The organism is Streptomyces cyaneofuscatus, assembly GCF_042718795.1.
Taxonomy (GTDB): Bacteria; Actinomycetota; Actinomycetes; order Streptomycetales; family Streptomycetaceae; genus Streptomyces; species Streptomyces cyaneofuscatus_A.
This window is the reverse complement of sequence record NZ_JBHXOX010000016.1, coordinates 61,470-75,320: the sequence shown is the minus strand read 5'-3', so window position 1 is coordinate 75,320 and position 13,851 is coordinate 61,470. Positions and strand designations below refer to the sequence as shown.

Genomic DNA, 13,851 nt, shown 5'->3' with positions numbered 1-13,851 from the left:
GGGGTGGGGCCAGATGGCCAAGGGTGAGCGGGTCGTACGGATGTCGGTCGAGCAGCCGCTGTGGCGCGCGCTGACGGGGTATCGCGTCCTGACGATGGTCTACGCGGTGCTGCTCGCGATCTTCGGGAAGGACAACTTCGGCCAGCAGAGGTTCGAGCGGCCCTGGGTGGCCTTCGCCTACCTCGCGTTCCTCGCCGTGTGGACGCTCGCCACCCTGCCCAAGGTCCGCTCGGCCGCGAGCTGCACCAAACGCTTCCTCGGCGCGGACCTCGTCGTCGCCCTGACCGGGATCATGCTCACCCCGGTCGCCGACGTGCACTCCCACACCTTCGACGGCCCGACGCTGCCCTCGATCTGGACGGCCGGAGCGGTCCTCGCCTTCGCCATCAAGGGCGGCTGGCGGTGGGCGGCCTTCGCCTCCACCTTCGTCGCCGCCGCCAACATCATCCAGCGCGGCGACCCCAGCCGGGACACCTTCCACAACGTCCTGCTGGTCTGGGTCGCCTCCATCGCCATCGGGTACGTCGTCGAGGTCGCCCGCGCCAGTGAACGCACGCTGGCCCGCGCCCTGGAGATCGAGGCGGCGACCCGCGAACGCGAGCGCCTGGCCCGCGACATCCACGACAGCGTCCTCCAGGTCCTGGCGATGGTGCAGCGCCGGGGCACCGCGATCGGCGGTGAGGCGGCCGAGCTGGGCCGGATGGCCGGGGAGCAGGAGGTCGCCCTGCGCACCCTGGTCTCCAGCGGCCTGGTCCCGCCCACCCGGGTCTCCGAGGACGCCGCCGAGGGAGCCGTCGTCCGCACGGTCGACGTGGACGAGGAGAGTCCGGACGGCGGCGGGGCCACCTGCGACCTGCGCGCCCTGCTCGCCCCGCACGCCGGCTCCCGTACGAGCTTCGCGGAGCCCGGCGCCCCTGTGGTGCTGCCGGCGGAGGCCGCCCGCGAGCTGGCCGCCGCTGTCAGTGCCGCCCTGGACAATGTGCGGGTGCACGCCGGGGAAGGGGCCCAGGCGTGGATCCTGGTCGAGGACGAGCCCGGCGAGGTCATCGTCACCGTCCGGGACGACGGCCCCGGCATCCCGGAGGGCCGCCTCGCCCAGGCGGAGGGGGAGGGGCGGATGGGGGTCGCGCTCTCCATCCGCGGCCGGCTGCGCGATCTCGGCGGCACGGCCGAGGTGATCTCGGTGCCGGGGCAGGGCACCGAGGTCGAGTTGAAGGTTCCGAAAGCACAGGTTTCCCGGGGGAAGGCAGGATCGGCCCGATGAGCACGCAGAACGCACCACAGGACGCGGCGGCACAGGACGTACCGCAGGACGCGGCGGCACAGGACGTACCGCAGGACGCGGCGACGCAGGGCGTACCGCAGAACGCACCGCGGCAGGACGGCGTGGAGGCCACCGACCGGCCGATCAAGGTCATGGTGGTCGACGACCACCCCATGTGGCGCGACGCCGTCGCCCGCGACCTCGCGGAGTCCGGCTTCGACGTCGTCGCGACCGCCGGCGACGGCCCGCAGGCGGTCCGCCGCGCCAAGGCGGTCAACCCGGACGTCCTGGTCCTCGACCTGAACCTGCCCGGCATGCCCGGCGTCCAGGTCTGCAAGGAGCTGGTCCCCTCCCACCCCGGACTGCGCGTCCTGGTCCTCTCCGCGAGCGGCGAGCACGCCGACGTCCTGGAAGCGGTGAAGTCCGGCGCCACCGGCTATCTCCTGAAGTCCGCCTCCACCCAGGAGCTGACCGACGCCGTCCGCTCCACCGCCGACGGCGACCCGGTCTTCACCCCGGGCCTCGCGGGCCTGGTCCTCGGCGAGTACCGCAGGCTCGCCTCCGACCCCGTACCCGCCGCGTCCAACGAGCCCAAGGCCCCGCAGCTCACCGACCGGGAGACCGAGGTGCTGCGGCTGGTCGCCAAGGGCCTCTCGTACAAGCAGATCGCCGAACGCCTGGTCATCTCGCACCGCACCGTCCAGAACCACGTGCAGAACACCCTGGGCAAGCTCCAGCTGCACAACCGGGTGGAGCTCGTGCGGTACGCGATCGAGCGCGGCCTCGACGACGTCTGACCGGACCCGCACCCGGGACCTGTGGCCGGGACCTCCGGCCGGATGAGCGGGCCGTCCGGCCACGGGCGCGCCCGGCGGCCGAGCCGTATATTCGCGCTATGGAGATCCTGGCGTTCGGTGTGCAGTCAGACGAGAAGCCCCTGATCGAGAAGGCCTTCGCCGGGCTGCACGAGGTCCGCTGCCTGGACGTCTTCCTCAACCGGGACACCGCCCCCATCGCGGCCGGGTACGAGATCATCTCCACCAGTGTCAACGCCGACCTCGGCTCCCCGGTGCTCCAGACCCTCGCGACCGGCGGCACGCAGATGATCGCCCAGCGCTCCACCGGCTTCAACAACATCGATCTGGACGTCGCCGAGCGGCTCGCCCTGCGCGTCGCCCGGGTCTCGTACTACTCGCCGTACTCGGTCGCCGAATTCGCCTGGACCCTGGCCATGGCGGTCAACCGGCGCGTCATCCGGGCCGCGAGCCGCACCCGCGACTTCGACTTCCGCCTCGACGGGCTGCTCGGCCGCGACATGCACGGCCGGACCGTCGGCGTCGTCGGCACCGGCAAGATCGGTGAGGCGTTCACCCGGATCGCCCACGGCTTCGGGATGAAACTGCTCGGCTGGGACGTCGTCGAGAACCCGGCCTGCCTGGAGCTGGGCATGGAGTACGTGGAGAAGGAGCGGCTCTTCGCCGAGGCCGACCTGGTCAGCCTCCACGTCCCGCTGCTCCCCGCCACCCAGCACATCATCAACGAGGCCGCCCTGAAGTCGATGAAGGACGACGCGATCCTCGTCAACTCCAGCCGCGGCGGCCTCATCGACACCGCCGCGCTGGTCACGGAGTTGCGGGCCGGCCGCTTCCTCGGGGTCGGGCTCGATGTGTACGAGGCGGAAGCCGGGCTGTTCTTCCTGGACAAGTCCCTGGAGGGCGTCGACGACGACACCCTGGCCCGGCTGGTGACCTTCCCGAACGTCATCGTCACCTCCCACCAGGCGTACTACACCGAGGACGCGGTGGGCCAGATCATCGACGCGACCGTACAGAACGTCACCGACTACCTGGCCCGCCGCCACAGCGAGAACGTGCTCGTGCCGCGTATGTGAACCCTCCGCGGCCGTGAGCCCGCCAGAAGCTCAGCTCAGCACCGGCAGCCCCGCCAGCAGCTCCGTCACGATCGCGGCCCCCCGCACGGTCAGCACCGACTCCGGGTGGAACTGCACCGAGGCGAAGCCGGGCCCGCGCAGCGCGTGCAGCTCGCCGCTCTCCTCGTCGCGGCTCACCTCGATCCCGTGCGCGGCCAGCTCGGCGGCGGCCGGACCGTCGCACCGCGCGGTGAAGCTGTTGTAGAAGCCGACCGTCTCCGGCCGCCCGAACAGCTCGATCCTGGTCTGCGCCCCCTGGTACGGCACCGCCTTGCGCACGATCTCCATGCCCAGCTCGGCCGCGATCAGCTCGTGCCCGAGGCAGACGCCCAGCAGCCCGTACCGGTGCTCCCGGACCAGCTCGGCCGCCAGCTCCCGCAGCAGCCGCATCTTCGGGTCCGCGAGATCCCCCGGGTTCCCGGGGCCGGGTCCCAGCACGACCGGCCCGGCATGCGCCCGCACCACCTCACGCAGCCCCGGCTCGTCGAACCGCCGCACCGACACCTCCAGCCCGGACGAGCGCAGCAGGTGGGCCAGCATCGCGGTGAACGTGTCCTCGCCGTCCACCACCAGCGCGTGCCCGGACAGCTCCCGGGTCCGCTCCTGCATCCGCAGCCAGAACGGGGCGAGCCCGCCCCGCCGGTCGTCCAGCGCCGCCTGCACCCGGGGGTCGGCGGCCAGCAGCGGACGCCCCGCCTCCGCTTCCGGCCGCCCCGGCCGCACCCCGAGGGCGGCGAGCACCCCTGCGGCCTTGGCGTGCGTCTCGGCGACCTCGCTCTCCGGGTCGGAGTGGCGTACGAGGGTGGCGCCGACCGGGACCTTCAGCGAGCCGTCCGGGGCGATGTCGGCGGTCCGGATCAGGATCGGCGAGTCCAGCGTCTGCGCCCCGTTGGCGTCCCGGCCCAGCAGGGCCAGCGCGCCCGCGTAGTAGCCGCGCCCGCCCTGCTCGTACCGCTCGATGACCCGGCAGGCGTTCTGCACCGGGGAGCCGGTGACGGTGGCCGCGAACATGGTCTCGCGCAGGACGTCCCGTACATCCAGGGAGGAGCGGCCCCGCAGCTCGTACTCCGTGTGGGCGAGGTGGGCCATCTCCTTGAGCCGGGGTCCGACGACCACCCCGCCCATGTCGCCCACCGTGCACATCATCTTCAGCTCCTCGTCGACCACCATGGACAGTTCCTCGCTCTCCTTGCGGTCTCCGAGGAAGGCCAGCAGGCTTCTCGCGGTGGGCCCCTCGGCCGGGTAGCGGTAGGTCCCGCTGATCGGGTTCATCACGACGGTCCCGCCGGACATCCGCACATGCACCTCAGGACTGGCACCGACCAGCACGCGCTCCCCGGTGTGCACGACGAACGTCCAGTACGCGCCCCGCTCACCCGCAAGCAGCCGCCGGAACAGCGCCAGCGCGTCGGCCCGCCCGAACCCCGGGATCTCACCCCGGAACGTCCGCCGGATCACGAAGTTCGCGCCCTCGCCCTGCCCGATCTCGTCCCGGATCACCCGCCGCACGATCTCCGCGTACTCCCCGTCCGGCACATCGAAGCCCCGGTCCTGCACCGTCACGTCATGCGCGGGCAGCGCGGCCAGCACCTCCGCGAGTTCCAGCTCGTGACTCTCCTCCGCGACCAGCACGCTCAGCGGCGTCCCGTCGTCCCGCACGTCGAAGCCGCGCTCGGCGATCTGCCGGAACGGCACCAGGGCCAGCGCGGCCCGCTCGCCCACCGGCAGATCGGCCAGCTTCTCCGCCTCCCGTACCTCCCCGATCAGCACTTCCACGTGATCGTGGTCACGGCCGGGCGTACGCCGGCGCAGCAGGGCGAAGGGCGGCGCGTCGTCGGCCAGCAGCCGGCGGACGAGGTCGGAGGCGGTGCGGGGCGCGGTACGGGACATGGGAGCGGGTTCCTTCCGGACGGTCCGTACGAGGAGCCTCGTACGGGATTCACGGGGGAGAGGAACGGCTCCGGAACGCAAGGAAGGCCGCCCCTCGGGCGGCCTTCGCGGTGTGTGTCAGCGCGATGATTCAGCGGGCCGCCGGATGAGCGGTCCACCACCAGTTCTGGATCGAGATCTGGATCTGTTGCGTCGACATGCTGCGACCCTAGCGGACGTTCCGGGCATCGGAGCGGGTGTCTCAACCTTTGAGCGCTCGGATGGACGCCCTCCGCGACCCCGTAATGTTGTCCATGTGACCGTGAACGCCAATACCTCCGTCGCCGGTGGCAACACCTGGCGAGACCTTCCCGCGGCGCAGCAGCCCGAGTACCCCGACTCCGAGGCCCTGCGCGATGTACTCGCGGACCTCGCGTCGTATCCGCCGCTCGTCTTCGCGGGCGAGTGCGACCAGCTGCGCGCCCGCCTGGGAGCCGTCGCCAAGGGCGAGGCGTTCCTGCTGCAGGGCGGCGACTGCGCCGAGGCCTTCGACGCCGTGTCCGCCGAGCACATCCGGGCCAAGCTGAAGACGCTGCTCCAGATGAGCGCCGTCCTGACCTACGCCGCCTCCGTGCCGGTCGTCAAGGTCGGCCGGATCGCGGGCCAGTACTCCAAGCCGCGCTCCAAGTCGACCGAGACCCGCGACGGCGTGACCCTGCCGACCTACCGCGGCGACTCGGTGAACGGCTTCGCCTTCACCGAGGAGGCCCGGATCCCGGACCCGGCCCGGCTGAAGCAGATGTACCACGCCTCCAGCTCCACGCTGAACCTGGTGCGCGCCTTCACCACCGGCGGTTACGCCGACCTGCGCCAGGTCCACGCCTGGAACCAGGACTTCGTGAAGTCGTCCCCCGCCGGCCAGCGCTACGAGGCCCTGGCCCGCGAGATCGACAACGCGCTGAACTTCATGAAGGCGTGCGGCACCGACCCGGCCGAGTTCAAGGCGGTCGAGTTCTACGCCTCGCACGAGGCGCTGCTGCTGGACTACGAGACGGCGCTGACCCGCACCGACTCGCGTACCGGCGAGCTGTACGACACCTCCGGCCACATGGTCTGGATCGGTGAGCGCACCCGGCAGATGGACGGCGCGCACATCGAGTTCGCCTCCAAGGTCCGCAACCCGATCGGCATCAAGCTCGGCCCGACGACCACCGTCGACGAGGCCCTCGGCTACGTCGACCGCCTGGACCCCGAGCGCGAGCCCGGCCGGCTGACCTTCATCGTCCGCATGGGCGCCGACAAGGTCCGCGACAAGCTCCCCGAGCTGGTCGAGAAGGTCACCGCGTCCGGTGCCACCGTGGCGTGGGTGACCGACCCGATGCACGGCAACACCTTCGAGGCCGCCTCCGGCCACAAGACGCGCCGCTTCGACGACGTCCTGGACGAGGTCAAGGGCTTCTTCGAGGTCCACAAGGGCCTCGGCACCCACCCGGGCGGCATCCACGTGGAGCTGACCGGCGACGACGTCACCGAATGCGTGGGCGGCGGCCACGAGATCTTCGTGGACGACCTGCACCAGCGCTACGAGACGGCCTGCGACCCGCGGCTCAACCGCAGCCAGTCCCTCGACCTGGCCTTCCTCGTCGCCGAGATGTACCGCGACCAGTAAGCGGTCCCTGGTGGGGGTTCCCGCCGGACGCACCTGTGGGGCACGGATCCATGTGATCCGTGCCCCACAGTTCGTTCCCGGACTTTTGCGCGCCTCGCCGGACGGGTAAGGTTAGGTTAGCCTCACCGACGAAGACGGGGACGGCACCAGCGACCGGCCCGCAGGGAGGTGAACCGCATGTACGTCTGCTCCTGCTTCGGCATCACCGAGGCGCAGGTCAAGAAGCATGCGGACGCCGGAGCCTGCACCCCGCGCCAGATCGCCTCGGCCTGCAAGGCCGGCACGGACTGCGGTGGCTGTGTGCGCCGCATCCAGGCCCTGCTGGGACGCGACTGCTCGCGCCGCGACCTCGCGGGCCAGCAGCGGGAGCCCGTGGCGGCGTCCGTCACGCACCCGGTTCCGGCAGCGGCGTCGGTCGCCCACCCGGCCCCGGTCGCCCACCCGGTCCCGGGGTCGGCACCGCTCGCTCACCCGGCCCCCGTCCCTGCGTCGGCACCGCTCGCCGCCTGACGACACCTCGTAGTGCGTCGGCTCAGCTCTCCGGCTGCTCGATCAGCTGCGCGATGTAGAGCGGCTCACCGAGCTTCTCCACCAGCTCCAGCTGGGTGTCGAGATAGTCGATGTGGTGCTCCTCGTCCTCCAGGATCGACTCGAAGATGTTCGCCGAGGTGATGTCCCCCTTGGCTCGCATCAGCTCGATCCCGCGCTTGAGGCGGTCGATCGCCTCCACCTCGACCTGGCGGTCCGCCTGGAACATCTCGGTGACCGTCTGGCCCACCCGGACGTGGAAGAGCCGCTGGTAGTTGGGCAGCCCGTCCAGGAACAGGATCCGGTCCGTGAGGATCTCGGCGTGCTTCATCTCGTCGAAGGACTCGGCCCGGGTGTACTTGGCGAGCTTGGTCCACCCGAAGTTGTCCTGCATCTTCGCGTGCAGGAAGTACTGGTTGATAGCGGTCAGTTCGGCGGTCAGCTGTTCATTGAGAAACTCAAGGACCTCGGGGTCGCCCTGCATCGCAGAGGCTCCTTCCAAACGTGATCGACAAGGTGGCCGCATCCTCGCACCGCACTCACCGGCCGTCCAGTAAGTGCACGCTTAGTACGAGTTGACCCCATGGCGGTCTGCCCTGGTCATGACCACCCCTGCCTGTCTGTCACCATGGAGACATGGGTCAGCCGGAAAGCCGGGAAAACCGCGAATCAGAGCAGTCCGAGCTTCCGCCGGGACAGCGCCTGCAGCGCGGATGGCCGGTCACCCACTACGGGCCCGTTCCCAAGTTCAAACCGGAGCGCTGGGAGTTCCGGGTCTTCGGGGCCACCGCCGACGGCGACAAGCACTGCTGGAACCACCAGGACTTCTCGGCGCTGCCGTTCTCCTCCGTCGTCGCCGATCTGCACTGCGTGACGAAGTTCAGCATGATCGGCGCCGAGTGGGGCGGCGTCCTCGCCCGTACGGTGCTCGACCTGGCACCACCGGCGCCCGACGTCACCCATGTGATGGTCTGGGCCGAGTACGGCTTCTCCTCGAACCTGCGGCTGGACGACTTCGCCTCCGACCGCACCCTCTTCGCCACCCACAAGGACGGCGAGCTGCTCACCGCCGAGCACGGCTTCCCGCTCCGCCTCGTCGTCCCGCACCTGTACGCCTGGAAGGGCCCGAAATGGGTCCGGGGCGTGGAGTACATGACGACCGACCGGCGTGGATTCTGGGAGGAGCGGGGCTACCACAACATCGGCGACCCGTGGAGCGAGCAGCGCTACTCCTACCAGGAGGAGCCCGGGGACGGCCCCGAACTCTAGGGCCGCTCGACTTCTAAGGTCTCGCGACGGGCTTCCGCAGCTCCTTCAGCCGGGCCACGTCCGCCGCGTGCCCCTCCTTGCCGCCGGGCGTCTCGATGATCAGCGGTACGCCCTCGGTCGCCGGGTGCGTGAACAGCTCCCGGAAGGGCTCGGCGCCGATGTGGCCGGAGCCGATGTTCTCGTGCCGGTCCTTGTGGGCGCCCACGACGTCCTTGGAGTCGTTGGCGTGGATCAGCTTCAGCCGCCCCTCGCCGACCGTCTCCACCAGCAGATCGAGTGTCTGCCGCATCCCGGACGGGCCGGCCAGATCGTGCCCCGCCGCGTAGATGTGGCAGGTGTCCAGGCAGATGCCCAGCTTGGGGTGGGCGTCCAGCGCCTCGAAGTACGGCCCGAAGTCCCACGTACGGGAGCAGAGCGAGGAGCCCTGGCCCGCCGTGGACTCCAGCAGCAGATACGGGTCGTCGTCGTGGGTCAGCTCGTCCAGCAGCGGCCGCAGGTGCTCCCGCACCTGGGCCAGCGCCTCGGAGCGGGGCCGCCCGCCCGTCGCCGAGCCGGTGTGCACCACCACGCCCAGCGCGCCTATCTCCCGGGCCCGCCGCAGTGAGTGGCGCAGCGACTCCACGGACTTCTCGACCGTCGCCTCGGTGTGCGAGCCGAAGTTGATCAGATACGGGGCGTGGACGTACGCCGGCATCGACGCGGCCGCGCACTCCGAGCGGAACAGCTCGTCCTGCGCCGGGTTCCCGGTCGGTGTCGCCCAGCCGCGCGGGTTGGCCACGAAGACCTGCACGGCCTCGGCCGCCAGCTCACGTGCGTACTCCAGACCGACCTTGGCGAGGCCGCCGGCCACGGGGACGTGTCCGCCCACAGGGTTGCGCATGTCTAGAGCCCCTTGGTCCTGATCGTGATGGTGGAGCCTTCGGGAGCCTGCTCGCCGCCGTCCACGGACTGGCGCGCGATCGTGTCGCTGAAGGAGAGGAACGGCCGGTCGACCTTCACCTCGAAGCCCGCCTCCTCCAGGGTGGCCCGGGCCTCGTCGACGTCCCGCCCGGTGACGTCGGGGACGTCCAGCATCCGGGGGCCCTTGGAGACGGTCAGCTCGACCGTGTCGCCCTCCGCCGCCTCGGTGCCCGCGCCGGGGGACTGCTCGGCGATGTCCCCGTCGGCCTCGGCGGAGTGGACCCGGCCGGGCAGCACCTCCACCTTCAGCCCCTCGCCCTCCAACTCGGCGGTGGCGTCCTCGGCCGAGAGGCCGGTGACGTCCGGTACGTCGACGGGACTGCCCTTGCTGACGACCAGGGCCACGGCCGTGTCAGGGTTCCGGTCGGTGCCCGCGCGGGGCTCCGTACGGATCACCTCACCGCGCGCCACCTCCTCGCTGAACTCCCTGGTCACCATGCCGGGGACCAGGCCCACCTTCTTCAGGGAGCGCCGGGCGTCCGCGAGGGAGGAGCCCGCGACATCGGGGACCCGGACGATCTCCGGACCGCGCGAGACGACGAGCTTCACCGAGCCGTTGCCCCGGATCCGGTCGCCGGACGCGGGGTCGCTGCCGACCACCGAGCCCCGCTCGACGGTGTCGCTGAAGACCCGCTCCACGCCCTTCAGGCCGAGCCCCTCGTCCGAGAGCCGCTGCTCCGCCACCTTCTGGGTCTGGCCGAGCAGCGAGGGGACCTGGGTGAACTGTCCCGAGTTGATGTACCAGACGCCCGCCCCGACGCCGAGTGTCAGCAGGACGGCGGTGATGATCGTGATCAGCTTGCGGTGCGGTCCGCCGAACGGGCCGCGCCGGGCGGCCCGGCGCCGGGGCGGGGCGACCGGCGGCGGCATCTCCAGCCGGCTGGTGCGGTGCACGCCGCCCCCGGCCCCGTCCACCGGAAGGGCCCGCGGGATCACGCTCGTACGGTCCTGAGCGCCGTCGTGCGTGTCCGACAGCGCCTGCGGCGGTACGGCGTCCAGCTCGGCCTCGGTCAGCCCGGCACGGGCCTCCCGGGCCTCGGCCAGCAGCAGGACCGCGTCGTACGGGCGTACCTCGGGATTGCGGGCGGTCGCGCTCGCCACCAGGCTGTCCAGCGCGACGGGGAGCCCCGGCACGAGGGCGGACGGGGCCGGGACGTCGGTGTTGAGGTGCTGGTAGATGACCTGGGCGGCATGCTCACCGGTATGCGGCTTGGCGCCGGTCAGCATCTCGTACAGCACGACCCCGCAGGCGTACACGTCACTGCGGGTGTCGGCGGTGCCGTACTCGATCTGCTCGGGCGCCAGATACGACACCGTGCCCAGCAGCGAACCGGTGGTGTCGGTGGCCGTGCCGACCGCCCTGACCAGTCCGAAGTCGGCGACCTTCACCCGGCCGTCGTCCCCTATCAGGACGTTCTCCGGCTTCATGTCGCGGTGTACGAACCCGGCCCGGTGCGCGGCGCCGAGCGCGGCGAGGACCGGCTCCAGGATGTCCAGCGCGGCCCGGGGCTGGAGGGCACCGCGCTCACGCAGCACGTCGCGCAGGGTGCAGCCCGCCACATACTCCATCGCGAGGTAGACGTACGCGCCCTGGGCGCCCTGGTCGAAGACCGCGACGACGTTGGGGTGGGCGAGCCGGGCCACCGACTTGGCCTCGCGGATGAACCGCTCGACGAAGGCGACGTCGACGGCGAGCGCCGGGTGCATCACCTTGAGGGCGAGCACCCGGTCCAGGCGGGTGTCCACGGCCCGGTAGACCGTGGCCATCCCGCCGACGGCGATGCGCGCCTCAATGCGATACCGGCCGTCGAGCAGTTGCCCGACGAGAGGGTCCTGGAGGGTCGTGTCCACCTTGAGAGTCTACGAGCCGCCACCGACACCCCGGACGGGACGGGCACTCCCGGGGCCGTTCCCTTACCGACCTGTGACGTGCGATTCAAGCCCCTCCGGCGTTTGAGGAGCGGGGGTTCGGGGGCAGCGCCCCCGACCACGAAACGTCGCTCAGAACGCCGGCCGCTCCGGATCCAGCACCGCCCGCCCGTCCACCGGCGACGAAGCCTCGGCGAAGTGGCGGCGCGGGATCCGCCCCGCCCGGTACGCCAGCCGCCCCCCGTCCACCGCATGCCGCATCGCCGCGGCCATCAGCTCCGGCTCCTGCGCCCGGGTCACCGCCGAGGCGAGCATCACCGCCGCGCACCCCAGCTCCATCGCCAGCGCCGCGTCCGACGCCGTCCCGGCCCCCGCGTCCAGGATCACCGGCACCCCGGCCCGCTCCACGATCAGCTCGAAGTTGTGCGGGTTGCGGATGCCGAGCCCGGAGCCGATGGGGGAGCCGAGCGGCATGATCGCCGCGCACCCCACATCCTCCAGCTTCCGGGCCAGGACCGGGTCGTCACTCGTGTACGGCAGCACGGTGAACCCGTCGTCGACCAGGATCTCCGCAGCGTCCAGCAGCTCGATCGGGTCCGGCAGCAGCGTCCGCTCGTCGGCCACCACCTCCAGCTTGACCCAGTCGGTGCCGAGCGCCTCCCGGGCCAGCCGCGCGGTCAGCACCGCCTCACCGGCAGTGAAGCAGCCCGCCGTGTTCGGCAGCACCTGGATGGAGAGCCGCTCCAGCACGGAGAGAACGGAGCCCTGCACGGTCGGGTCGAGCCGGCGCATGGCGACGGTGGTCAGCTCGGTGCCGGAGGCGATCAGCGACCGCTCCAGCACCTCCAGGCTCGGTGCCCCGCCGGTGCCCATGATCAGCCGGGAGCCGAAGGTGGCCGGTCCCAGGGTGAAGACGTCGTCGGACACCGTCAGCCTCCCTGCACGGCGGTCAGGACCTCGACGCGGTCGCCCTCGCCGAGCGTGGTGGCGGCCCACTGCCCGCGCGGCACGACGCACTCGTTGACGGCGGCGGCGACGCCGGAGGGCGCGGTGGTCAGGGTGGCGACGAGGCGGTCCAGCGCGGTGTCCGCGTCGAGGACGCGCGGCTCCCCGTTGACCGATACCGATACGGGCGGGCTCAGCGTGCTCATACGGGCTGCTCCTGGAGTACGGGGGCGGCGCCGGCGGACGTGAACCGGCCCGGCGTGAAGGGGCGGGCCACCTCGGGCAGCTCGCCGGTGGTCAGCGCCTCGGCCAGCGCGTCGCCGGTGACGGGCGTCAGCAGGACGCCGTTGCGGTGGTGCCCGGTGGCGAGGAGGAGGCCGGGCAGCGCGGTCGGGCCGAGCAGCGGGGCGTTGTCGGGGGAGGCTGGGCGCAGCCCGGCCCGGGTCTCGGTGAGCGGCAGCTCGGTGATGCCGGGCACCAGCTCGTGGGCGTCGCGCAGCAGCTCGTAGACCCCGCCGGCGGTGACCGTGGTGTCCCAGCCCATCTCCTCGCTGGTGGCGCCGACGACCAGCTCGCCGTTCTCACGCGGTACGAGATAGAGGTGGCCGCCCCGGACGACGGCGCGCACGGTCCGGCTGAGGAAGGGGGCGTACGCCGGTGGCACGGTGAGCCGCAGGACCTGGCCCTTGACCGGGCGGACCGGCGGCACGACCTCCTCCGGCAGCCCCGCGAGCCGCCCGCTGAGGCTGCCCGCCGCCAGGACGACCTGGTCGGCCCCGACCTCCGTACCATCACCGAGCAGCGCTCCGGCCGCCCGGCCCCCGCTGACGGTGAGCCGCTCGGCGGAAGCCCTGCGGAACACCACCCCCGCCCGCTCGCACGCGGCCAGCAGCGCGGCGGCGAGCCGGCGTGGATCCACCTGGTGGTCACCGTCCACCCGCAGCCCACCCCGTACGCCCGGCGCGAGCATCGGCTCCAGCCGGCGGCACTCACGGCCGCTCAGCCAGACCGACTCCAGGCCCGAACGCTCCTGCAGCGCGTGCAGTTCGCGCAGATGGGCCCGGTCGTCGGAGTCCAGCGCGACGGCCAGCGTCCCGCAGGTACGGAAGCCGGTCTCCCGGCCGCTCGCCGCCTCCAGCTCCGCGACGAACTCCGGATAGCGCGCGGCGGAGGCGAGGTTGAGGCCGAGGAGCATCTCCTCGCCGTAGTGCAGTTCGGTGACGGCGGCCAGCATGCCCGCCGCGACCTGGGCGGCGCCGCCGCCCGGACCGGGATCGGCCACGGTGACGATCAGCCCGCGCTGGGCCGCCCGCCACGCCGTGACCAGGCCGATGACGCCGCCCCCGATGACGAGGACATCGGACCCCGATGTCTCCCCCGGACTTCCGGAGGTCTTCCCCGAGACGCGCATGGGTGTCCAGCCCCTCCCTTCGCCGGCATGACCCGGATCAGGTTCTTACGGTCGGAGGCGCTCCAGCCTCCCTCTCAGCCCGGTGCGTCCGGGCTCCCGCGAGTGTTCTACCTTTGCCAGCCTAAACCCACCCGCCT

Annotated in this window: 14 protein-coding genes and 1 riboswitch; of the genes, 6 read left to right on the top strand and 8 right to left on the bottom strand. The window is 71.8% G+C overall.

The window, feature by feature from the left end:
- Positions 1-13: 13 nt before the first annotated feature.
- From macS to ACFWRT_RS19715, 3 genes are all read left to right on the top strand, one after another.
- On the top strand, positions 14-1,264 hold the full coding sequence (gene macS / locus ACFWRT_RS19725; RefSeq protein WP_380952600.1) for a MacS family sensor histidine kinase: 1,251 nt from the start codon (positions 14-16) through the stop codon (positions 1,262-1,264).
- A gap of 152 nt (positions 1,265-1,416) precedes the next feature.
- A complete protein-coding gene (locus ACFWRT_RS19720; RefSeq protein ID WP_359368040.1) occupies positions 1,417-2,061 on the top strand; it encodes a response regulator transcription factor in 645 nt (214 codons plus the stop codon).
- Between the two features lie 98 nt (positions 2,062-2,159).
- Positions 2,160-3,155, top strand: coding sequence for a 2-hydroxyacid dehydrogenase (locus tag ACFWRT_RS19715; protein ID WP_109977374.1), 996 nt, complete (start codon positions 2,160-2,162; stop codon positions 3,153-3,155).
- 30 nt (positions 3,156-3,185) lie between these two features.
- Here the strand turns inward: ACFWRT_RS19715 and ACFWRT_RS19710 are convergent, their stop codons facing one another.
- Complete coding sequence (locus ACFWRT_RS19710) at positions 3,186-5,084, bottom strand: anthranilate synthase family protein (protein WP_380952601.1); 1,899 nt, start codon at positions 5,082-5,084, stop codon at positions 3,186-3,188.
- A gap of 130 nt (positions 5,085-5,214) precedes the next feature.
- Complete coding sequence (locus ACFWRT_RS19705) at positions 5,215-5,283, bottom strand: trp operon leader peptide (RefSeq protein WP_106429850.1); 69 nt, start codon at positions 5,281-5,283, stop codon at positions 5,215-5,217.
- Positions 5,284-5,385: 102 nt separating this feature from the next.
- Here ACFWRT_RS19705 and ACFWRT_RS19700 point away from each other — a divergent pair, with 102 nt between their 5' ends.
- Positions 5,386-6,732, top strand: a complete 1,347-nt coding sequence (locus ACFWRT_RS19700; RefSeq protein ID WP_026241475.1) for a class II 3-deoxy-7-phosphoheptulonate synthase — start codon at positions 5,386-5,388, stop codon at positions 6,730-6,732.
- Between the two features lie 177 nt (positions 6,733-6,909).
- The gene (locus ACFWRT_RS19695) at positions 6,910-7,242 is read left to right on the top strand and encodes a (2Fe-2S)-binding protein (protein WP_380952602.1); all 333 of its coding nucleotides are present in this window, start codon (positions 6,910-6,912) and stop codon (positions 7,240-7,242) included.
- Between the two features lie 22 nt (positions 7,243-7,264).
- Here the strand turns inward: ACFWRT_RS19695 and bfr are convergent, their stop codons facing one another.
- Complete coding sequence (gene bfr / locus ACFWRT_RS19690; protein WP_018511967.1) at positions 7,265-7,744, bottom strand: bacterioferritin; 480 nt, start codon at positions 7,742-7,744, stop codon at positions 7,265-7,267.
- A 152-nt stretch (positions 7,745-7,896) separates the two neighbouring features.
- Between bfr and ACFWRT_RS19685 the strand changes: the two genes are divergently transcribed.
- Positions 7,897-8,529 (top strand): sulfite oxidase-like oxidoreductase, encoded by a 633-nt coding sequence (locus ACFWRT_RS19685; protein WP_380952603.1) that lies wholly within the window; start codon positions 7,897-7,899, stop codon positions 8,527-8,529.
- Between the two features lie 13 nt (positions 8,530-8,542).
- Here the strand turns inward: ACFWRT_RS19685 and ACFWRT_RS19680 are convergent, their stop codons facing one another.
- The 5 genes from ACFWRT_RS19680 to thiO all read right to left on the bottom strand — a co-directional run bounded on the left by ACFWRT_RS19680 (position 8,543) and on the right by thiO (position 13,714).
- Complete coding sequence (locus ACFWRT_RS19680; protein ID WP_380952604.1) at positions 8,543-9,409, bottom strand: deoxyribonuclease IV; 867 nt, start codon at positions 9,407-9,409, stop codon at positions 8,543-8,545.
- A 2-nt stretch (positions 9,410-9,411) separates the two neighbouring features.
- Positions 9,412-11,340 (bottom strand): Stk1 family PASTA domain-containing Ser/Thr kinase, encoded by a 1,929-nt coding sequence (gene pknB, locus ACFWRT_RS19675; RefSeq protein ID WP_380952605.1) that lies wholly within the window; start codon positions 11,338-11,340, stop codon positions 9,412-9,414.
- A 150-nt stretch (positions 11,341-11,490) separates the two neighbouring features.
- Positions 11,491-12,231, bottom strand: coding sequence for a thiazole synthase (locus ACFWRT_RS19670; protein WP_380952621.1), 741 nt, complete (start codon positions 12,229-12,231; stop codon positions 11,491-11,493).
- 56 nt (positions 12,232-12,287) lie between these two features.
- Positions 12,288-12,509, bottom strand: coding sequence for a sulfur carrier protein ThiS (thiS, locus tag ACFWRT_RS19665; protein ID WP_380952606.1), 222 nt, complete (start codon positions 12,507-12,509; stop codon positions 12,288-12,290).
- Positions 12,506-13,714: a glycine oxidase ThiO gene (gene thiO / locus ACFWRT_RS19660; protein ID WP_380952607.1), complete on the bottom strand. Its 1,209-nt coding sequence runs from the start codon at positions 13,712-13,714 to the stop codon at positions 12,506-12,508. The genes thiS and thiO overlap by 4 nt, the downstream gene beginning before the upstream one ends.
- Positions 13,712-13,824: riboswitch (TPP riboswitch) on the bottom strand. (Overlaps the previous gene by 3 nt.)
- Positions 13,825-13,851 lie beyond the last annotated feature (27 nt).